The sequence below is a fragment of the Kitasatospora sp. NPDC090091 genome (assembly GCF_044747365.1).
Lineage (GTDB): Bacteria > Actinomycetota > Actinomycetes > Streptomycetales > Streptomycetaceae > Kitasatospora.
On record NZ_JBIVDY010000009.1, the window covers coordinates 323750 to 343811 of the forward strand.

The 20062-nt window shown below is 75.0% G+C and carries 16 protein-coding genes and 1 pseudogene; 5 read left to right on the forward strand and 12 right to left on the reverse strand.

The window, feature by feature from the left end:
- Positions 1 to 118: 118 nt before the first annotated feature.
- From ACIPSC_RS18505 to bldG, 4 genes are all read right to left on the reverse strand, one after another.
- A complete protein-coding gene (locus ACIPSC_RS18505; protein ID WP_400826800.1) occupies positions 119 to 859 on the reverse strand; it encodes a hypothetical protein in 741 nt (246 codons plus the stop codon).
- 197 nt (positions 860 to 1056) lie between these two features.
- Positions 1057 to 1425, reverse strand: a complete 369-nt coding sequence (locus ACIPSC_RS18510; RefSeq protein ID WP_400826802.1) for a cyclophilin-like fold protein — start codon at positions 1423 to 1425, stop codon at positions 1057 to 1059.
- 256 nt (positions 1426 to 1681) lie between these two features.
- Positions 1682 to 2101 carry an ATP-binding protein gene (locus ACIPSC_RS18515; protein ID WP_400826849.1) on the reverse strand — a complete coding sequence of 140 codons (420 nt, stop codon included), beginning with the start codon at positions 2099 to 2101 and terminating at the stop codon, positions 1682 to 1684.
- A 159-nt stretch (positions 2102 to 2260) separates the two neighbouring features.
- Positions 2261 to 2602 (reverse strand): anti-sigma factor antagonist BldG, encoded by a 342-nt coding sequence (gene bldG / locus ACIPSC_RS18520; RefSeq protein ID WP_148644090.1) that lies wholly within the window; start codon positions 2600 to 2602, stop codon positions 2261 to 2263.
- A 221-nt stretch (positions 2603 to 2823) separates the two neighbouring features.
- Here bldG and ACIPSC_RS18525 point away from each other — a divergent pair, with 221 nt between their 5' ends.
- The gene (locus tag ACIPSC_RS18525) at positions 2824 to 5430 is read left to right on the forward strand and encodes a DEAD/DEAH box helicase (protein WP_400826803.1); all 2607 of its coding nucleotides are present in this window, start codon (positions 2824 to 2826) and stop codon (positions 5428 to 5430) included.
- On the opposite strand, the gene ACIPSC_RS18530 is transcribed toward ACIPSC_RS18525, so the two are convergent.
- The 7 genes from ACIPSC_RS18530 to ssd form a co-directional block, all read right to left on the reverse strand.
- Positions 5425 to 5940: an Rv3654c family TadE-like protein gene (locus ACIPSC_RS18530; protein WP_400826805.1), complete on the reverse strand. Its 516-nt coding sequence runs from the start codon at positions 5938 to 5940 to the stop codon at positions 5425 to 5427. The genes ACIPSC_RS18525 and ACIPSC_RS18530 overlap by 6 nt on opposite strands.
- Entirely contained in the window at positions 5928 to 6479 is a 552-nt protein-coding gene (locus tag ACIPSC_RS18535; RefSeq protein WP_400826806.1) for a TadE family type IV pilus minor pilin, read from the reverse strand. Before ACIPSC_RS18535 ends, ACIPSC_RS18530 begins: the two co-directional genes overlap by 13 nt.
- Positions 6469 to 6825: a DUF4244 domain-containing protein gene (locus ACIPSC_RS18540; protein WP_400826808.1), complete on the reverse strand. Its 357-nt coding sequence runs from the start codon at positions 6823 to 6825 to the stop codon at positions 6469 to 6471. The genes ACIPSC_RS18535 and ACIPSC_RS18540 overlap by 11 nt, the downstream gene beginning before the upstream one ends.
- Positions 6826 to 6901: 76 nt before the next feature.
- Positions 6902 to 7537 (reverse strand): type II secretion system F family protein, encoded by a 636-nt coding sequence (locus ACIPSC_RS18545; protein WP_400826809.1) that lies wholly within the window; start codon positions 7535 to 7537, stop codon positions 6902 to 6904.
- A gap of 278 nt (positions 7538 to 7815) precedes the next feature.
- Positions 7816 to 8712, reverse strand: a complete 897-nt coding sequence (locus ACIPSC_RS18550) for a type II secretion system F family protein (RefSeq protein WP_400826810.1) — start codon at positions 8710 to 8712, stop codon at positions 7816 to 7818.
- Between the two features lie 487 nt (positions 8713 to 9199).
- Positions 9200 to 10540, reverse strand: a complete 1341-nt coding sequence (locus ACIPSC_RS18555) for a TadA family conjugal transfer-associated ATPase (protein ID WP_400826812.1) — start codon at positions 10538 to 10540, stop codon at positions 9200 to 9202.
- Complete coding sequence (ssd, locus tag ACIPSC_RS18560; RefSeq protein WP_400826813.1) at positions 10540 to 11661, reverse strand: septum site-determining protein Ssd; 1122 nt, start codon at positions 11659 to 11661, stop codon at positions 10540 to 10542. The genes ACIPSC_RS18555 and ssd overlap by 1 nt, the downstream gene beginning before the upstream one ends.
- Positions 11662 to 12699: 1038 nt before the next feature.
- Here ssd and ACIPSC_RS18565 point away from each other — a divergent pair.
- Positions 12700 to 13497, forward strand: a pseudogene (locus ACIPSC_RS18565) (HAD family hydrolase); the annotation flags it as partial.
- A 481-nt stretch (positions 13498 to 13978) separates the two neighbouring features.
- On the opposite strand, the gene ACIPSC_RS18570 reads toward ACIPSC_RS18565, so the two are convergent.
- Positions 13979 to 14872, reverse strand: coding sequence for an oxidoreductase (locus ACIPSC_RS18570; RefSeq protein ID WP_400826814.1), 894 nt, complete (start codon positions 14870 to 14872; stop codon positions 13979 to 13981).
- 266 nt (positions 14873 to 15138) lie between these two features.
- On the opposite strand from ACIPSC_RS18570, the gene ACIPSC_RS18575 reads away from it, so the two are divergent.
- From ACIPSC_RS18575 to ACIPSC_RS18585, 3 genes are all read left to right on the forward strand, one after another.
- Positions 15139 to 16131, forward strand: a complete 993-nt coding sequence (locus ACIPSC_RS18575) for an ATP-binding protein (protein ID WP_400826815.1) — start codon at positions 15139 to 15141, stop codon at positions 16129 to 16131.
- 493 nt (positions 16132 to 16624) lie between these two features.
- A complete protein-coding gene (locus ACIPSC_RS18580; RefSeq protein WP_400826816.1) occupies positions 16625 to 19015 on the forward strand; it encodes a SulP family inorganic anion transporter in 2391 nt (796 codons plus the stop codon).
- A 270-nt stretch (positions 19016 to 19285) separates the two neighbouring features.
- A partial coding sequence (locus ACIPSC_RS18585; protein ID WP_400826817.1) for an AMP-binding protein occupies positions 19286 to 20062 on the forward strand: 777 nt, incomplete at its 3' end.

The window sequence follows — 20062 nt, forward strand, 5'->3', positions numbered from 1 at the left end:
GCGGCAGGTGGTCCGGCGGCCGGCCGTCTGCCGCTCCGGCGGCCCGACCGGTCGAGGCCCGGCGGACGTCGCGGGCCGATCCCCCGGACGGCTCGGTCGAGGGATCAGCCCTCGAGGGTCAGCTCGCGGTGGGGGCGGGGGTCGTCGCGGACGTGGCCGCGGGGGTGGTCGCGGCCGCGCCGGACGCCGAGCCGGACGGGGCCGGCGTGGCGGCCTGGTCCGTAGCTCCCGGCGTCGGGGCGCCCGCGGCGGGGGAGCCCGAAGCCGGCGAGCCCGTGGCCGGGGAGCCGCCGGCACCGGCGGTCGGAGCCGCCGCAGCCGAGCCCGGCTTGCAGCCCTCCTGCTTCGCCATCGCGGCACCGAGCTCGCCGCGCTGCAGCTTGGCCTGCGCCTGGGTGGAGAGCGAGGCCAGCTGCTGGATCTGGTCCGCCACGCTGCGCAGCCCGTCCGCGAACTTCGACTGGTCGGCGTTGGAGACGGCGTCCAGCTTCTTCTGAACCTCCAGGTAGCCGTCCGCCGCCTTGTTCAGCTCGGCGACGGTGTCCTTCTGGATCGTCGCGCCGTCGTCCACCTTGGGCGCCCCGGCGGAGTCGATCGCCGCGGCGATGTCCTGGTTGGTCTTGGCCAGACGCCCGATGTCCGTGGAGAGGCGCTTCTGCAGGTCTGCGGGCACCTCGCCGGTCTTCACCTGGCCGGTGTCCGCGAGCGCGGTCTGGGCCTGGGCGATCGGGTCCTTGGCCGCGCCGCAGACGTTCGCCGCCCAGGACTCCAGCTGCTTGGTGTTGTCGTCGCCGCAGCCGACGGCGCCGAACGCGAGCAGCGCGCCGAGCGCGGGTACGGCCAGCAGTCGCTTGTTCACCGGGAGAAGCCTTTCGGTTTCGGTCGTCTTGGGTCGTCGAACTGCGAACCTACACGGCCGCCGACCGACCCCCGGTTCCCGCTCCCGCTCCTCGACCGACCGCCGCGGCCCGGCCCCGGGTCCGGGCACCCATCGGCGACCGGCCCGCGACCGGTTCGGGGCCGGTTCGGGGCCGGTGCCGGACCAGGCGGGCCCGGTCAGGCGCGCTCGACGCGGATCGGGTCGCCCGGACGGACCGTCCGGAGCACCTGGGCGTCCCCGTCCAGCGCGCCGAGGACGTTGCACGGGCTCGCCAGCCGGCACTCGTCACCGCGTGAGATCGGCGTCGGCCCGTAGGGCAGCGCGAGGCTGTCGCCGTCCGTCCAGAACGCGACCGTGCCCGGCTCGACGACCTGCTGGGCCCCGGCCTCGCACGGCACGCTGACGGGCGTGTCGAAATAGACCTCCTCGCCCCAGAGGCTCGCCGACGAACTGATCGGCAGCGCGTCCCAAAGCGCCTCGGCCGTGGCCGTGGGGTCGAGCGTGGCGGTGGCCTGCCCGGCCGGCCACAGAATGCGGATCCGCATGGCTTTCCTCTTCCGCGACAGGTCCGATCAACGATCGGACCCGGTCGTGCCGGAAGCAGCGAACCGCCAGGCTCAACAATTTGTCAACGCGTTCCCGCGGGATGGACCCGTGGAGCACGGAGGGGCAGCCTCGCGCCGGAACGCAGGCAGCAAAGGGCGCACCGTCGCGAACGCAGGCGAATCAGCGTGCGGGTACGTCGAACCGGCAGAGGTCCGAGCGGGCAGCGGGCAGACCGAACGCGAGCAGGGAGCGGCCTCAGACCGCCACGGCGTCGACCGAGACCGGCCAGCTCATCCGGATCACGCCGCCCTCGGCGCCGTCGGCGACCTCCAGGTCCTCGACCAGGCCGGTGATCACCGCGAGGCCCAGGGTGTCCTCGTCCGGATCGGCGCCCTCGGCCGCGGCATCGGCCGGAGCGGTGGTGGGGCCGGCCTCGTCCTCGACCTCGATGAGGAAACGCTTCTCCTCGTCCTTGAGCGCCACCCGGACCGTGCCGGTGATCCCACCACGCTGGTGCAGGCCGACGGCGCGGGAGCAGGCCTCGCCCACGGCGAGCCGCACCTCGTCGAGCACCGACTCGTCCACCCCGGCTCGTCTGGCGACAGCCGCGGCGACCAGCCGGGCCGTACGTACGTGCTCGGGAAGCGCACTGAATCGAAGTTCGACGGTTGCCATCATTCCCCCTCGGGGTGTCCGACCGGGGCCGGGCATGCGGCCCCTGTGAGCCGGCACCAGCCGGCTCCGAGGCGGCCGGGACAGCCGGGGCCGCACCGCGGCCCCGGCACGCCGGACGCATGGATCGGGCGGACCGGCCCGGAGGCCGGCCCGGCCACGTCAGTCGGTCGAGTTGACCGCGTCGTCCACCGAGGTGTGGATCGGGAAGACCTTGGTCAGGCCGGTGATGCGGAAGATCTTCAGGATGCGCTCCTGGTTGCACACCAGCCGCAGCGAACCCTCATGGGCACGCACGCGCTTGAGACCGCCCACCAGCACACCGAGGCCGGTCGAGTCGAGGAAGTCCACGCCCTCCATGTCGACGACGAGGTGGTAGTTGCCGTCGTTGACGAGCTCGACCAACTGCTCACGCAGCTTCGGGGCGGTGTACACATCGATCTCGCCGCCAACCTCGACGACCGTGCGATCGCCGACTGTACGGGTCGACAGGGACAGGTCCACGGAACCTCCAGCACCTTGCCTTGCTACGTCATGTGCGATCTCCGGCCGGACAGCCGCAACCGCATGGTCGCGAGCCCGGGCGCGCCAGCCAACACGCGGCAAGCCTCGGCGCTGCGACCCACGGCCGTACGGCCGTCACGGCCACATTCAACCACCTGCGACCATGCCCGCACGATGGCTTACAACGATTCTCCGTCACGCCGGTGACACACTGGGTCCCCATGCCGCCCCGTCACAGCCTGCCCGAGGCACTGCTCGCGACCCTGTCCGCCACCCGGGGGCGGTCGGACCGGCTCACCCATACGGAGCACCTTCCCGCCCGACCTGCCCGTTATTCGCCGTGGCCCGACTCGATCCGTCCGGAGGTCGTGGCCGCCGCCCACGACCTCGGCGTGGAGCAGCCCTGGGCCCACCAGGCGGAAGCCATGAACCTGGCCAAAACCGGCCATTCCGTGGTGATCGCCACAGGAACCGCCTCGGGCAAGTCGCTCGGCTATCTGGCCCCGGTCCTGAGCGATCTGCTGGACGGCACCGAGGCCCGGAACGGACGCGGCGCCACCGCGCTCTACCTGGCCCCGACCAAGGCGCTCGCCGCCGACCAGCGCCGCCGCGCCGCCGAACTCGCCCCGCCCCGGGTCCGCGCCGCGCTCTACGACGGCGACACTCCGCCGGAGGAACGCGAATGGGTGCGCCAGTACGCCTCGTACGTGCTCACCAACCCGGACATGCTCCACCGCGGCATCCTGCCCGCCCACGCCCGCTGGTCCTCCTTCCTCAAGACGCTCCGCTACGTGGTCGTCGACGAGTGCCACAGCTACCGGGGCGTGTTCGGCTCGCACGTCGCCCAGGTGCTCCGGCGGCTGCGCCGGATCTGCGCCCGGTACGGCTCCTCCCCCACCTTCCTGCTCGCCTCCGCCACCACCGCCGATCCGGCCGCCACCGCCCGCCGGCTGACCGGGCTGCCGGCCCGGGCGGTCACCGAGGACGCCTCCCCGCGCGGCCCGATGGTCTTCGGCCTCTGGGAGCCGCCGCTCACCGAGAACGTCGGCGAGCACGGTGCCCCCGTCCGCCGGACGGCCACGGCCGAGGCCGCCCACCTGCTGACCGACCTGGTCGAGCGGCAGACCCGGACCGTCGTCTTCGTCCGCTCCCGGCGGGCCGCCGAACTCGTCGCCCTCCAGACCCAGGACCAGCTCGGCAGGCCGCTCGCCGACCGCGTGGCCGCCTACCGCGGCGGCTACCTCGCCGACGAGCGCCGGGCCCTCGAACGTGCGCTGCACACCGGCCGGCTGCTCGGCCTCGCCTCCACCTCCGCCCTCGAACTCGGCGTCGACATCTCCGGCCTCGACGCCGTCCTGATGGCCGGCTACCCCGGCACCCGGGCCTCGCTCTGGCAGCAGGCCGGCCGGGCCGGGCGCGAGGCCCAGGGCGCGCTCGCCGTCCTGATCGCGCGCGACGACCCGCTGGACACCTACCTGGTGCACCACCCGGAGGCCCTCTTCGCCACCCCCGTCGAGGCCACCGTGCTCGACCCGGACAACCCACACGTCCTCGCCCCGCACCTGTGCGCGGCCGCCGCCGAACTCCCGATCACCGACGCCGACCTGGAGCTGTTCGGCCCGTCCGCCGGCCCGCTGCTGCCCGTCCTGGAGCGGCGCGGCCTGCTCCGCCGGCGCGGCGACTCCTGGTACTGGACCCGCCGCGAACGGGCCGCCGACGCCGTCGACCTGCGCGGCAGCGGCGGCAGCCCGGTGCAGATCGTCGAAGCTCCGACCGGCCGGCTGCTGGGCACCGTGGACGCCGCGGCCGCCCACACCACCGTCCACACCGGCGCCGTCCACCTGCACCAGGGGCGCAGCTACCTCGTCCGGGAGCTCGACCTGGAGACCTCCGTCGCGCTGGTCGAGCCGGCCGACCCGCCCTACACGACGGCCGCCCGGGACATCACCTCCATCTCCGTGCTCTCCACCGACACCTCGATCGACTGGGGCGAGGGGCGGCTCAGCTTCGGCTCGGTGGAGGTGGTCAACCAGGTGGTCGGCTACCTCCGCAAGCGGATCTCCACCGGGGAGATCATGGGCGAGACCAAGCTCGACCTGCCGCCGCGCACCCTGCGCACCCGGGCGGTCTGGTGGTCCGTCACCGAGGACCAGCTGCTCGACGCCGAGATCCCGCCCGACCAGCTGCCCGGCGCCGCCCACGCCGCCGAGCACGCCTCCATCGGCCTGCTGCCGCTGTTCGCCACCTGCGACCGGTGGGACATCGGCGGCGTCTCGGTGCCGCTGCACCCCGACACCGAACTGCCCACCGTGTTCGTCTACGACGGCCACCCGGGCGGGGCCGGCTTCGCCGAACGCGGCTTCCGGCGCGCCGTCCAGTGGCTGACCGCGACCAGGGAGGCGATCGCGGCCTGCGAGTGCGAGCGCGGCTGCCCCTCGTGCGTGCAGTCGCCCAAATGCGGCAACGGCAACGACCCGCTGGACAAGGCGGCCGCCGTCCGGCTGCTGGACGTGCTGCTCGCCGGAGCCCCGGCGGCGGAGGAAGGGCGCGCCGACGCGGTGGCGGGCCCGGCCGGGGACGGCGCGGCCACACCGGACGGATCGGGCGGACCGGGAGGACCGGGAGGACCGGGAGGGCTCGGCAGGCCCGGCAGGCCCGGCGAGGCGGACTCGCCGGACGAACCGGACGCCGAGGCGACGGCCGCCGAACCGGCAGAGGCCGACGGACAGTCCTCGTCGGACGGCCAGGGCCCGACGAGGGGACCTGGTGGTCCGGAGGGCCAGAACCGGGCGGGCGGGCCGCAGGGGCCCGGTACCGGGGGCTCATGAGCCGCCCACCGCGCTGAGGTCCACGCCCGCCTCGGCTCCGGCCGGAGCCGGCGCCGCGCGAACCGGTCCGGCCCGGGACCTGGCGCGGGCCGGACCGACCGGCAACCGCACCGGCACTCCGGCGACCGGGATTTCGGCCACCACCTCGACGGCATCCTCCTCCCGGTCGACCGTGCAGGACACCACCGTGGCCCGCTGCGCAGCGGCGATGGCGACCGCGCGCCCGCACCCGCCGTCCGGATCCAGCAGCAGCCGGTCGGCCGCCGCGAGGGCGGCGAGGTCCGCGGCCGCCTCCGCCCGGTGGCGGGCGCCCACCACCGCACCGACCGCGAGGGTCGCGGTGAACGCCGCGCACCCGAGCACCGCGAAGGCGACCAGCCAGACCGTCGCCGACCCCGCGTCGGGGCCCCGTCCTGCCCTCGCCGCCGCACGGCCGGCCCGGAGTCGCGCTGCCCGACCCGCCGCCCGCCTCAGCGGGCCGGCCACCGGTCCCGCGATCAGGCCGGCCACGGGCCGCCTCCGGCACCGGCCCCGCCATCACCGCCACCGCCGCCACCACCGCCGCCACCGCCACCGCTGCCGCTGCCACCGCCCAGGGTGTCCTCCCGGGCGGCCACGGCAGCCGCGCCGAGCCGCACCGAGAGCAGGGCTGCGAGCCGACCCGGAGCCGCCGACCGCGCCTCGACCGTGACCCGCACGGTGTCGGCCTCGGCATCGATCCGGACGGCCGCCCCGGCCGGGGCGGCCGAGCGGGCGATGGCGACGGCGTCCACCTCACCGCGGGCGGCCGCTCTCGCCCCTGCCCGTGCGGCGTCCACGCAGCGCAGCTGTGCGCCCGCCGCGAGTACGCCCCAGACCAGCATCGCCGCGAGCAGCACCAGCGCGGGCAGGGCCACCGCCGTCTCGGCCGTGGCGAACCCGGCGTCGCGCCGGCGCCGGGCCCACCGAACCCGGCGCCACCGCCCGGCGCACCGACCGGCCCAGGACGCCCACCGAGCGGGTCGGCCGGCCCAGGACGGCCGACCGGCGGGCCGGCCGTCACGTCGCATGGAGCGCTCGGTCCAGTAGGTCGGTCAGGGTGCCGATGACGGCCGCGCTGGTCACCACCTTGTAGAGCCCGGCGGCCAGCGCGCACGCCCCGAGCGTCCCGACCGCGTACTCCGCGGTCGTCATGCCGGCGTCCGACCGCCTCTTGCCGGCAGACCGACCACCGGGCCTGCCCTTGGACCTGGCCGTGCGCAACTCCAGGCCCCGGCCCTCGCCCCCGCCGGGGCTCCTGCGCCCGAGTGCCCGCCGGACCCGGCCGACCACCCAGGCGTCTCGCCGTCGGCGCACTCCGACCAGGCGGCGCCGGCGGCGTCCGCCGACCGACTTGGGCGTCGTGACTGCGGTCATGAGTTCACTCCTCGATCGAAGACGATGATTCGGTGTCGGCCCGGCCGACGAAGGACTGCGCCCGCAGCACTGACGCTCACAGTGCCTGCGCGAAGCGGGAGGTGAGGCCGAGGACCACCGGGACGACGCTGATCAGCACGAAGGCCGGGAGAAAGCAGAGCCCGAGCGGGGCCGTGGCCAGCACCCCGGCCCGGCGGACCCGGGCGTGTGCCGTGCGGACGGCCTCCGACCGCCGCCCGTGCGCCAGCCCGGTCAGCGGCTTGGCCGCCGGGGCGCCGCTGAGGCTCGTCCGCACGAGGCAGCGGGCCAGCGGCGCCAGGGCCGGGTGCTCCTCGCCCAAGCGGACCCAGCAGACCTCCGGCGGTGCGCCGAGGGCCAGCTCGGCCGCGATCGCCACCAGCCGCGGCCCCATCGGAGCGCCGACACTCCGGCCGACCGCCGCGACCGCCACGGCCGGCGAGGCGGCCGAGCCGAGGCAGGCGGCCAGCAGCTCCGCGGTGAGCGGGAGCTGGCGCGTCAGCTGCTCGTCCTCCAGCGCGGCCCGCCGTTCGGCCGGCGACCGCGGCCTGGGCAGCCACCGGTACAGCCCGGCGGCCAGCAGCACACCGACCACCAGCCCGGCCGCACCTTCGAGCACCGTCGCCGTGACCAGTCCGGCACCGGCCGGGACGACCGCCCGCCGCAGGCGGTCCGCGCCGACGGCCTCCGGCACCGGCCCGCTTCCGCCCGTCCCCGCACCATCCGTCCAAGTGCTCCCGGACCTGCTTCCGCCCGGCCCGGCACCGTCCGCCCCGGCCCCACCGGGGGCCCAGGGCCTCCGCTCGCGGAGCCGTCGCACGGGTGGTTTCCGGGCCCGGTCCGGCGACCGGCTCCCCGCGCGGAGCCAGGCTGCCGCCCGCCGCCGCCCAGCCCACCGAACCGCCGTCCGGGGCAGCAGGAGCGCCCCGGCAGTCACCGCCGGCACCAGGGCCGCGCTGCCCGCACCCCGGATCACGCCGGCATCACCTCCGTCCGGGACACGCCGCTCGGCCACCCCGAGCGGGTTCCGGTCCGCGAAATGCCGCACCGCCGGGCCTCGCCGTCACGGTCCCGCCCGCGACGCGAGCCCGTACCCGCGCCGGAGACCGAATCCGGGCCGCCCGAGCCCTCAACGGCCGCCGGTCCACCGTCCACCGGCGTCTCCATGGCCCCGCGCGACGCCGCCCGGACGATCCTTGCCGTCCACAGCAGGCCGAGACCCTCCAGGACCGCCCCGCCCAGCAGGCAGGCCAGCCCGGCGGGGGTGTGGAGCAGGACGGTGAGAGGCCTGGCCCCGAGCGCCGCCCCGAGCAGCAGCCCCGCGACCGGGAGTGCCGCCAGGACCGCGACCGTGGTCCGCGGTGCGGCCAGCTCGGCGGAGATCTCCTCGGCCAGCGTCTGCTCGGCGCGCAGCGCCTCCGCCACGCCGTCCAGCGCCGTCGCCAGCCCCGATCCGCCGTCGGCGGTGACCCGCCAGCAGGCGGCGAGCGCCGTGGCCCCGCTGCCGCCCGGAAGCTCCGCGAGCAGGTGGAAGGCCAGCGGAACGTCCCCGCCGTACCAGCCCGCGGCGAGCCGTGCCACCGGCTCCGCACCGATCCGGTGCAGCGCCTCGCGGTCCGCCGCGAGGCGGGTCGTCACCAGGTGCAGCGCCTGCTCCGGTGTCGCCCCGCCGCGCAACTCGCCGGCCAGCCCGGCACAGAGGTCCACGATCGCGGCGGCCCGCCGCCGGGCCTCCTCCTCCGTGGCACGGCGCTGCCGCCGACGCCGCAGCGGCACGAAGGCCAGCGCAGCCACCAGCACCGGGACGGGCGAGCCCGTCGCCCACGCGAAGGCCAATCCGCCCGGAACCAGCAGCAGTTCGGGGATCACCCGGTCGCGCCCGCGGCACCCGCCCCGCAGCCCGCCCGCCGACGCCCCGGAGGCCCCGGACCTGACAGGGCCGCGCCACCACACCCCCGGCGCCCGGCGCGCACCGCACCCCGCACCACCTCCGGAACCTCCCCCGCCTCCGCCGCCTCCAGCGGCACCCCGGAAGCCACCGTCACCTCCGGCCAGCACCAACCGGCGCCTCCGCGACCCGCGCGCGGCCGGTTGCAGCGACCACCACCCGGCGAACGCCACCACGACGAGCACCGCCGCCCAGCACAGGGACAACTGATCACGCGCCATGTCCCGCACCTCCCTCTCGACCGGGGCCCTGATCAGGCCTCTCGATCAGCTCCGTCGTTCCGATTCCCCACCCGATCCCCGCCCGCCCGGCCGCCCGGCCACCCACCCCGGCGACCGAGCAGCAACAGGGCCGCCACCGCGCACCCGCAGAGCGCGACGCTGAACACCGCCTCGACGAGGGCCGGCATCACAGCGCCCGGTCCGCGGCCGTCACGCCCCGCGCTTCCAGCAGTCCGGACAGCCGCTCCCAGCCCGCACCGCGCACCGTGCGGCCGTCCGCCGCGAACAGCACCGCCGGTTCGGTGACGGCCAGGCCGTCGCGGTCGCCGGCCAGCGTGTGGATCTCGGCGACCCTGCGTCGCCCGGTGCCCGGCTCCCGCACCAGGTGCACCACCAGGTCGAGCGCCGCCCGGAGTTGGCTGTGCAGGGCCGACCGGTCCAGCCCCGCGAGCGAGCCGAGCGCCTCCAGCCGGACCGGGACGTCCGCCGCCGTATTGGCGTGCACGGTGCCGCACCCACCCTCGTGGCCGGTGTTCAACGCGGCCAGGAGGTCGGAGACTTCGGCTCCGCGGACCTCCCCGACCACCAGCCGGTCGGGCCGCATCCGCAGGGCCTGGCGGACGAGGTCGCGCAGGGTCAGCTCACCCAGCCCCTCCTGGTTGGGCGGCCGGCTCTGCAACCGGACCACATGCGGGTGGGCCGGGCGGAGCTCGGCCGAGTCCTCGACGACGACGATCCGCTCGTCCGGTCCGGCCAGCCCGAGCAGGGCCGACAGCAGCGTGGTCTTGCCCGTGCCCGTCCCGCCCGAGATCAGCAGGGACAACCGTGCGCGCAGGATGCCCGCCAGCAGCCCGGCGCCGGCCTCGGGGACCGCCCCGCCGACCACCAACTCGTCGAGCGTGAACGGGCGGGGCCGGCAGACCCGGAGCGAGATATGGGTGCAGCCGGTCGCGATCGGCGGCAGCACCGCGTGCAGGCGCGTGCCGTCGGGGAGGCGCGCATCCACCCAGGGCCGGGCGTCGTCGAGCCGCCGCCCGGCCGCCGTGGCCAGCCGGTGGGCCAGTCGCCGGACCGCCTCCGCGTCGGCGAAGCGGACGCCGACCGCCCTCCGCAGCCCGCCGCCGCGGTCCACCCAGACCTCGTCGGGACCGTTCACCAGGACGTCCGTGACGTCGGGCGCCGCCAGCAGCCGGTCCAGCGGGCCCGCACCCACCAGCTCGGCACGCAGCGACCGCACCGTGTCGAGGACTTCGTCGCCGCCGAGTGGCGGCCTGGTGGCCCGCAGCACCGCCGCGACGGACCCGGCCGTCGGCGGCGCCCCGGACTCCGCCAGCCGGAGCCGCACCGCGTCCACCAGCGCCGCGGTGCGTTCCTCCCGGGCCGTTCGACCGTAGGGGTTCGGCTCCGGGCGCGGACGGGGCCCCGGCTCGTCGGCCGCGGTGACGCTCCTCAGCCACCGGTGCTCCCGTGCACCGTCGACCCGGCCACCGGCCGCCGCCCCACTGCACGTTCTGCGCAGACGGACCATCAGTAGACACCTCCTCCGACCGCCGGAACCGGCGGCAGCACCTCGTCCAGGAAGGTTTGGCAGAACCGCGCCAGCGGTCCGTTCTCGCGGATCCCCGGCGGCACGCCCTGCTCCACGTCGGCGGCCAGGCCGGGCTCGCCCTCCAGGACGCCCGCGAGCTTCAGCCGCAGCCCGCGGGCGATCCGGTGGGCCGGGAGTCCGAAGGGGCGCAGCGGCCGCACCACGACCCGCAGGTCGTCGAGCCGCATCCGGGCGCAGGCCGCGACCCGGTCGGCGGCAGCCACCGCACGCAGCTCGCCGGGGACCACCAGCAGCGCCGTGTCCGCCTGTTCCAGCGCCTGGCAGGCCGCCGGATCGAGGTGGCGCGGAACGTCGACCACGACCAGCCCGCCGCGCCGCCGGGCGGCGGCCAGCACGCTGCGCATGGCCTCGGGCGGCACGGCGAGCGTGTCGCCGCGGTCCCAGGAGAGGCAGGAGAGCGCGGTAAGCCGCTTCAGTACCGGTAGCGCCTTGGCCAGTTCGGCCCCGCTGACCCGGCCGCGGGCAGCGGCCAGGTCGGGCCAGCGCAGGCCGCCGGCCGTCTCACCGCCGAGCAGGATGTCGATCCCGCCGCCCAGCGGATCGCCGTCGACGAGTATGGTCCGGCGGCCCGTCCGGGCGGCCGTGACGGCGAGCGCACAGGCCAGGGTGGAGGCGCCGGCACCACCGCGGCCGCCGAGGACCGCGACGGTGAGGGCGGGTGTGCCGACGCCCTCGGCGGCGTCGGCGATCCGGTCGAGCAGCCATGCCTCCGCGTCGGGCAGGAACAACACGTGCTCGGCGCCGAGTTGGACGGCTCTGACCCAGATGCCGGGGTCGTCGAGGTCCAGCCCGAGCAGCAGCACGCCTGTGCGGCGGGGCATCGCCGCACACCGCTCGACCTGGTCGTCCCCGACCAGCACGAGCGAGGAGCCCTCCCAGAGGCCGCGCGGCGGCGGGGCGCCCCGGATCAGCCGGGGTTCGGTGCCGGCGGCCGCACAGAGCCGCAGCAGGTGCTCGGCCAGGGCCTCGTCGTCGGTGACGACCAGCGGCCCCGTCTCCGGGCCCTGGGCGGCGGTGTGGCCGGCGATCGGCGTCGACATGGTGCTCTCCCCTCTGCGGGCGCCCGTCCGCGCGAGGCGGTCCGGGACGCGTCCGGATGGTCCGGCAGGCGGCCGGCCCGGACACCTCGCGAGGAGATCCCGGCAACCGCTGCCGTGCACCACGGTGGGGGGAGGTGCGGATTTCGTCAGCCGGGTTCCGAATCCCTGTGGACAACTCGGGGTTGTGGATAACTACGTTCACCCGGGCGGGGGGCTATTGAGCGAAGAATTGACGGAAAGGCCTCACCGAGGAGAACCGCCCGGCCCGGCGCCTGCCCGGCGGCGGGCCCGTCGCTGCCCCGAAGGGCACGCCGGTCCGGCCCCGCCGGCCCCGCTCGCCGGCCCCTTCGGGCGCCTCCGCGCCAGTCCTCCGGGCGGTCCTTCGGGGTCACTCCGATCCCTCGTGGCGGGCATGCCGAAGCGGCCGGCCACCATGTGCAACCGGCAACGCAGAGTGACGAAGGCGGGTCGGCGGCTCCTCGACCCGACACCCCCTGGAGACAGCCGCACACGCGGCGCGGCATTCGCCGCGCCGGCCGTTCAAGCCCTGAAAATGGCCCCGGACGTGCGACGACCCCCGCCGGGGGGGAGAGCGGGGGTCGTCTATCCACAGCCCGACTCGGGGGGGAGGAGCCGGACCGGGTTAGCACGGTCGCGAACGATCCGTGACTTCCATGGTGTACCCGAGCGGCCAGAAACACAAACCCGCACGCCCACGAGTACGCCGAATGGCGGCCCGTTTTGCGGCGCCCTCTATCCTCGGTTCCCGTGGACACCACCGAGAACGCCGACGAGTACGCCGACGAGTCCGCGGACTCCACCACCGGGGCCGCCGAGGCGGCCGACGCCGCCCCGGAGACGGTTTCCGGGACACCTTCCGAGACTCCCTCCGGAACACCCGGAACCACCGGCGGGGCCACCGCCGGTCCGGCCGCCGGCCCTGCGTCCGCCGGCCAGGGCGCCGGAGCTCCCGGGACCGCCGAGCCCGACGGGAGCACCTCCCCCAGGCCCCCGCTCGCCCGCACCCGCCCGGTCGGCCCGCGGACCGCGGCCTTCTTCGACCTCGACAAGACCATCATCGCCAAGTCGAGCGCCCTCGCCTTCAGCCGCCCCTTCTACCAGGGCGGCCTGATCAACCGTCGGGCCGTACTGCGCAGCGCGTACGCCCAGTTCGTCTTCCTGGTCGGCGGCGCGGACCACGACCAGATGGAGAAGATGCGCGAGTACCTCTCCGCGCTCACCCGGGGCTGGAACGTCCAGCAGGTCCGCGAGATCGTCGCCGAGACCCTGCACAACCTGATCGACCCGATCATCTACGACGAGGCCGCCTCGCTGATCGAGCAGCACCACGCGGCCGGCCGCGACGTGGTGATCGTGAGCAGCTCCGGTTCGGAGGTGGTCGAGCCGATCGGCGCCCTGCTCGGCGCGGACCACGTGATCGCCACCCGGCTGAAGATCGAGGACGGCTGCTACACCGGCGAGATCGAGTACTACGCCTACGCCGAGAACAAGGCCGCCGCCATCCGGGAGTTGGCCGAGGTCGAGGGCTACGACCTGGCCGCGTGCTACGCGTACAGCGACTCCTCCACCGACCTGCCGCTGCTGGAGGCGGTGGGCCACCCGTCCGCGGTCAACCCGGACCGGGCACTGCGCAAGGAGGCGGTGGCCCGCGAGTGGCCGGTGCTGGTCTTCGACCGACCGGTGGAACTGCGGCGCCGGCTCCCGGAGTTCTCGACGCCGAGCCGTTCGGTGCTGACCGCGGTGGCGGTCGGCACGGCGGTGCTCACCGCCGGGGTGATCTGGTACGCCGCGCGGCGCCGTCGCCCGGCCGTCTGAGCCGAGCCCGCGGCACCGGCGGGGCCGAACCCCCGTGCCCGCAGCCCAGCGCGGCCCGCGAGCCGACGGGGTAGGGGCCACTAAACCCCTGCACTTTGGGACAAAACGGGCAAAAGCCGAAGACTTCTCGTTTCGGGTTCCCCTTTCGCCCGAAACGCGATACAAATGAAGCACGGCCCGCGAGACCCGGTCAGGACCCGAAGAGGTCAAACCGACAACGCAGTTCAGGCCCCACGGACCGTGTGTACAGTAGCCGAGCACCCACATGCAGCCGACCCGCTGTCGGGCCGCCGGACCAGACGAACGGGCAGGATCCCCGTCTGATCGGCACTTCCGGTGCATGCATGGTCACCCGGTACCTGTGCCAGCGGCGGCACCCGGCAGGATCAGGTGCCGCCGCATCCTTGTGTTCGGACGTGCGTTCCGATGCGTGTTCCGCGACCGGCGTCCGCGCACGGGACCCCGGGCCGGACCGGAGCCGTCAGACCATCCCGCGCTGCATCGCCTCGCAGACCGCCGTGCTCTCGCGCACGCCGAGCCGCAGCGCCCGCCCGCAGTGGTCGATCCAGGCCGCCATCCCCTCCGGGGTGCCCGCCAGGTAGCCCGCCAGCGCCCGCCGGTAGGACTCCGTGCCGAGCTCGGCGAAGCCGACTTCGGCCGGGCAGATCGACTTCGGGTCGAGCCCTTCGGCGATCAGCACGATCCGCTGCGCGGCCCGCGCGATCACCCCGTTGTGGGCGCCGAACGGTCGCAGGGCCAGCAGCTCCCCGTGCACCACCGAAGCGACCACCAGGGCCGGGGTCCCGACGCCCTGCCCCTCGGCGCGGGCGACCAGCAGCCGGGACAGCTGGTCGAGCCGGGCGGCGACCTCCTCGACCCCGGGGGCGGGCGGGAGCGCGGCCGGCGGCCCGGCCGACGCCGGAGCGGCGTCGACGCCCTCCACCGGCTCCAGCTCCAGCGGGAACAGCTCCTCGGCGGACTCGCCGGCCTGTCGCGGCCGACCCGCCGTCGGGTCCGCGTCGCCGACCGCCAGCAGGTGCAGCCGGGCCAGCACCTGCAGCGGCGAGTGCCGCCAGATGCTCAGCAGCTGGCCGGCCTCGGCGGCGATCCGCAGCGCGGCGCCGACGGTGCGGGCCTCCTCGTCGGCGCCGAAGTCGCTCCGGCGACGAACCTCCTCCAGTGGCCAGTCGGCCCCGGCCAGTGCCGCCGAGGCACGGGCCCCGCGCAGGGCGGACTCGGAGGTGACCTCGGCCGCGCGGCGGCGCATCACCCGGTGCCCGTAGAGGCGGTCGACGGCCTTGCGCACCTCGGCCACCGCGTCGGGCACCCCGGGGAGCTGGGCCAGCGGGGCGAGGGGATCTGTTCCAGTGCTCACCTACCCGAGAGTAATGACCGGACGCCCCTCCTGGAACAGCAACCCCGCATCACCCGTTCGAGGCAATCATCACTTCCCTCCGGCGACGAACCCGAAACCGCCGATAGCATGGCCGCTATCGGAGACGATAACGATTTCCAACTCTGGAGATCGTCCCGCCTCGGCGCGGTCGGCACCGGCTCGGGACGAGCGGCCCGGAGCGGCGCGGGCGAGGCACCGAGCACGAGGCCCGGCGGCGGGCCCCAGAGCGAGAGCCGGAGTCCCAGATGAAGATCGCGTTCGTCGGCAAGGGCGGCAGCGGCAAGACCACGCTGTCCTCACTGTTCATCCGCCACCTGGCCGCCACCGGCCGCCCGGTCATCGCCGTCGACGCCGACATCAACCAACACCTCGGCCCGGCCCTCGGACTGACGGACGCCCAGGCCGCGGAGCTGCCGTCGCTCGGCGCCCACCTGCCCGAGATCAAGGAGTACCTGCGCGGCTCCAACCCGCTGATCCGGTCCGCCGAGGAGATGATCAAGACCACCCCGCCCGGCCGGGGTTCGCGCCTGCTGCGGATCGTCGAGGAGAACCCGGTGTACGCGGCCTGTGCCCGCCCGATCGCGCTGGACGAGGGATCGGTGCGACTGCTGGCGACCGGCGCGTTCACCGAGGAGGACCTCGGGGTCGCCTGCTACCACTCCAAGGTCGGGGCGGTCGAGCTGCTGCTCAACCACCTGGTGGACGGCCGGGACGAGTACGTGGTCACCGACATGACGGCGGGCTCCGACTCGTTCGCCTCCGGGCTGTTCACCCGCTTCGACCTCACCTTCCTGGTGGTCGAGCCGACCCGCAAGGGCGTCTCGGTCTACCGCCAGTACAAGGACTACGCGAGCGACTTCGACGTACAGCTCCGGGTGGTCGGCAACAAGGTGCAGGGCCCGGACGACCTGGACTTCCTCCGCCGCGAGGTCGGCGACGACCTGCTGACGGCCTTCGGGCACTCGGACTGGGTCCGCCGGCTGGAGCAGGGCGCGGAGCCGCCGCTGCGGGCGCTGGAAGCCGGCAACCGGACCGCGCTGGAGCAGCTGCGTGAGGAGGCCGACGCCGCCCACGAGCTGCGGGACGCCCGCCGCTACACCGAGCAGGCAGTCCTCTTCCACCTCCGCAACGCCGAGAGCTGGGCCAACGCCAAGGTCGGGATCGACCTCGCCACCCAGGTGGACCATGCGTTCGTCCTCGGTGGCGAGCAGGCCGCGACCGCGGGGGCGCTCGGCTGAGCGACTGCCGGCCGGGCGACGCGCACGGCCGACCGGAGCAGCCGCCGAACGGGCTGCGGCCCCCTGTCCACCGGGGGCCGCAGCCCGTTCCCCTTCGCACCCCCGGTACGACCCCGGAAGGGCCACCGCGGCCGCACATCGCCCGGCCTCACCCGTCCGAGCCCGTCACCAGCAGATTCCCGTCTGTTCGACCACCACCCAATGGGGTGAATCGGGCGCTTTGTCACTGTCGCCCGGGATGACGCTGTGCAAAGCTTTCATTACCCTCGGTTTACCGACTCTTGATGGTCCTCTTCGAGGCAGCCGCCCACTGCCTCAGCGAGGCCCCCAGATGGTCCACGGTCCGGCCGGCGACACCCGCGATCCCCGCTGCGACCACGCCATCCCGCCACACCGTCGCGACCCACGACAGCCGATCCGCCCCGGTGAGCCGACAACCGGACTCCCCGCCGGACCTGACTGCGTTCGTTCCCCCCGGACAGACGGGAAGACAATGACCCTCGACATCTCCAGCGCCCCCATCGCCTCCGACACCAACGACCACGCCCCACCGGGCCCGCACTCCCGCGCCCGCTGGGCACAGGACCTCTCCGCCTCCCTCGTGGTCTTCCTGATCGCGGTGCCTTTCTCGCTCGGCATCGCCCTGGCCACCGGCGCCCCGCTCACCGCCGGGCTCGCCGCCGCGGCCGTCGGCGGCCTCGTGGTCGGCTTCCTCGGCGGCAGCACACTCCAGGTCAGCGGCCCCTCCGCCGCGCTGACCGTGATCACCGCCGGACTGATCGCCCAGTACGGCTGGCAGGCCACCTGCGCCGTCACCCTCGCCGCCGGCCTCCTCCAACTCCTGCTCGGGGTGCGGCGAGTGGCCCGGACGGCGCTCGCCGTCTCACCCGCCATCGTGCACGGCATGCTGGCCGGCATCGGCCTCACCATCGCCATCGCCCAGCTCCACGTCGTCCTCGGCGGCTCGCCGCAGAGCTCGGCGCCCGCCAATCTCCTCGCCCTGCCGGGCCAGTTGGCCGGCTCGCACCCGCCCGCACTGGCCGTCGGCACGGTCACCGCGGCCCTCCTGGTGATCTGGCCCCGGCTCGGCCGGCTCCCCGGCCGGGCGGGCGAGTTCGGTGCCCGACTGGCCAAGGTGCCGGGCCCGCTGGTCGCCGTGGCCGTCGCCACGAGCCTCGCCATGGCCCTCGACCTGCGGCTCGCCCGGGTCGAACTGCCCACCTGGCGGCCGCACGGCATCATTCCCGAGCTGCCGCACGGCCCCATCGCCGGCGTGCTGGCCGCGGTGCTGACCGTCACCGCCGTGGCGAGCGTCGAGTCGCTGCTCTCCGCCGTCGCGATCGACCGGATGTCGCACCGCACCGGCGACCTCGACCGTGAGCTGCGCGGCCAGGGCATCGCCAACATGGTCAGCGGCCTGCTCGGCGGTCTGCCAATCGCCGGCGGCGCGGTGCGCAGCACCGCGAACGTCCGGGCCGGCGCGCAGACCCGCTGGTCCTCGATCCTGCACGGCGTCTGGGTGCTGGCCGCCGCACTGCTGCTCGCCGGCGGACTGCGCCGGATCCCGCTCGCCGCGCTGGCCGCCCTGGTCCTGGTCGTCGGGCTGCAGATGGTGAGCTTCGCGCACATCCGCAAGGTGCACCGGCACCGCGAGTTCCCGGTCTACCTGACCACCGTCCTCGGCGTGGTGCTGCTCGGCGTCCTGCTCGGCGTCGCACTGGGCGCCGCGACGGCCGTCCTGCTCGCGCTCTACCGGCTGACCCGCGCCCACGTGGACGTCCTGCCCGGCCCCGACGACTCGTTCACGGTGCAGACGCACGGCCCGCTCACCTTCGCCGCCGTGCCCCGGCTGAGCCGCGCGCTGGCCGGCATCCCCGGCACCGCCCAGGTCGCGGTCGTCCACGACGGGTCCTTCCTGGACCACGCCGCGTACGAGACCCTGCACAGCTGGCGGATCGGCCACCTGGCGGCGGGCGGCCGGGTCTCGATGGTGACGCGGCGCCAGGACGACGAGGTGCTGGACCCCGACGGCACGGTTCGCACGGGCAGCTCCCCCGGCCCGCACCGGTGCCGGGCGTGGACGCCCTGGGTCGGTCACCACTGCATCGAGCAGCAGGAGGACCCGCACGGCCGGCTGCTGGACGGCGTCCGCGGCTTCCAGCTGCACACCGCCCCGCTGGTCCGCCCCGAGCTGGCCCGGCTCGCCAGGGAGGGGCAGACCCCCTCCCAGCTCTTCCTGACCTGCGCGGACTCGCGGATGGTCACCAGCATGATCACCAACAGCGGCCCCGGCGACCTCTTCACCGTTCGCAACGTCGGCAACCTGGTGCCCGCCCCGTTCGAACCGGGCGCGGCCGACGACTCGGTGGCCGCCGCCGTGCAGTACGCCGTCGAGGCCCTGGAGGTCCGGTCGATCACGGTCTGCGGGCACTCCGGCTGCGGCGCGATGAAGGCCCTGCTGGACGGCGTGCACGAACGCCCGGGGCCGCCGACCCCGCTGGCCCGCTGGCTGCGCAACGGCCGCGGCGCCCTCGACCGGCTGCGCCGGGCCCCCGCCGGGTTCACCACCCGGCCGGCGGTCGATCTGGTCGAACAGCTCTGCATCACCAACGTGGTCCAGCAGTTGGACCAGCTGATGGCGAACCCCGCAGTGGAACGACGGGTCGCCGAGGGAACCCTGCGCCTGGTCGGGATGTACTTCGACTTCGCCACCGCCCAGGCCTACGTGCTCGACCGCGAGAGCGGCCGGTTCAGCCCAGTCGAGGCGCTGGAGGGCAAGTCGGCCGGGCCCGCGCCCTGCGACACGCCCGAGCGGGTGAACGAAATCGAACAGGTCTCCGCCGCATCGGCTGCCACCGGGGGCGACCCCCGCCTGGCTGCCTGAGAGCCGGGTCCGCGCCCCGCCGGGCGGGCAGGGGCGCGGACCCACCTCCTTTCCGCACGGGCGAGTTCCACACACCCGCCGCAACCGCCGCGACCGGGCCACTCGCACCCGCCTTCGACTCCCCCTTCGATATTCGAGCAAAGGTCTACACCAATTCTCCGGCGCCTCTTGTCAACCGACCTGTTCGCCTGGTGAGCTGTGCGCTGGGACACACGGGACAATCCCCACGCACGGGAACGACCCCGATCATGACTCGATGAGGAGTGCGCGTTGAGCAACGAGAGCCTGGCCAACCTGCTCAAGGAGGAGCGGCGTTTCGCCCCGCCGGCAGAGCTCGCCGCCGGCGCCAACGTCACCGCGGCCGCGTACGCGCAGGCCTCCGAGGACCGTCTGGGCTTCTGGGCCGAGCAGGCCCGCCGGCTGAGCTGGGCGGTCGAGCCCACCGAGACGCTGGACTGGTCGAACCCGCCGTTCGCGAAGTGGTTCGCCGACGGCCGGCTGAACGTCGCCTACAACTGCGTGGACCGCCACGTCGAGGCCGGCCTGGGCGACCGGGTCGCGATCCACTTCGAGGGCGAGCCCGGCGACGGCCGCTCGATCACCTACGCCCAGCTCAAGGACGAGGTCTCCCGCGCCGCGAACGCGCTGCTGGAACTCGGCGTCGGCAAGGGCGACCGGGTCGCGGTCTACCTGCCGATGATCCCCGAGGCCGTGGTCGCGATGCTCGCCTGCGCCCGGATCGGCGCCACCCACTCCGTGGTCTTCGGCGGCTTCTCCGCGGACGCGGTCGCCTCCCGGATCCAGGACGCCCGCGCCAAGCTGGTCATCACCGCCGACGGCGGCTACCGGCGCGGCAAGCCGTCCGCCCTCAAGCCCGCCATCGACGAGGCGCTGACCAAGGTCGACGGCGTCGAGCACGTGCTGGTGGTGCGCCGCACCGGCCAGGACACCCCGTTCACCGAGGGCCGTGACGTGTGGTGGCACGAGATCACCGGCCGTCAGCCGGCCGAGCACACGCCCGAGCCGCACGAGGCCGAGCACCCGCTG

What these genes read in the sequence shown, in the direction of transcription:
- ssd (WP_400826813.1), bottom strand. Translation starts at nt 11,661, where the DNA reads ATGTCGACGCCGATCGCCGGCCACACCGCCGCCCAGGGCCCGGAGACG.
- ACIPSC_RS18540 (WP_400826808.1), bottom strand. Translation starts at nt 6,825, where the DNA reads ATGACCGCAGTCACGACGCCCAAGTCGGTCGGCGGACGCCGCCGGCGC.
- ACIPSC_RS18555 (WP_400826812.1), bottom strand. Translation starts at nt 10,540, where the DNA reads ATGGTCCGTCTGCGCAGAACGTGCAGTGGGGCGGCGGCCGGTGGCCGG.
- ACIPSC_RS18525 (WP_400826803.1), top strand. Translation starts at nt 2,824, where the DNA reads ATGCCGCCCCGTCACAGCCTGCCCGAGGCACTGCTCGCGACCCTGTCC.
- ACIPSC_RS18535 (WP_400826806.1), bottom strand. Translation starts at nt 6,479, where the DNA reads ATGCGACGTGACGGCCGGCCCGCCGGTCGGCCGTCCTGGGCCGGCCGA.
- ACIPSC_RS18580 (WP_400826816.1), top strand. Translation starts at nt 16,625, where the DNA reads ATGACCCTCGACATCTCCAGCGCCCCCATCGCCTCCGACACCAACGAC.
- ACIPSC_RS18575 (WP_400826815.1), top strand. Translation starts at nt 15,139, where the DNA reads ATGAAGATCGCGTTCGTCGGCAAGGGCGGCAGCGGCAAGACCACGCTG.
- ACIPSC_RS18510 (WP_400826802.1), bottom strand. Translation starts at nt 1,425, where the DNA reads ATGCGGATCCGCATTCTGTGGCCGGCCGGGCAGGCCACCGCCACGCTC.
- ACIPSC_RS18515 (WP_400826849.1), bottom strand. Translation starts at nt 2,101, where the DNA reads ATGGCAACCGTCGAACTTCGATTCAGTGCGCTTCCCGAGCACGTACGT.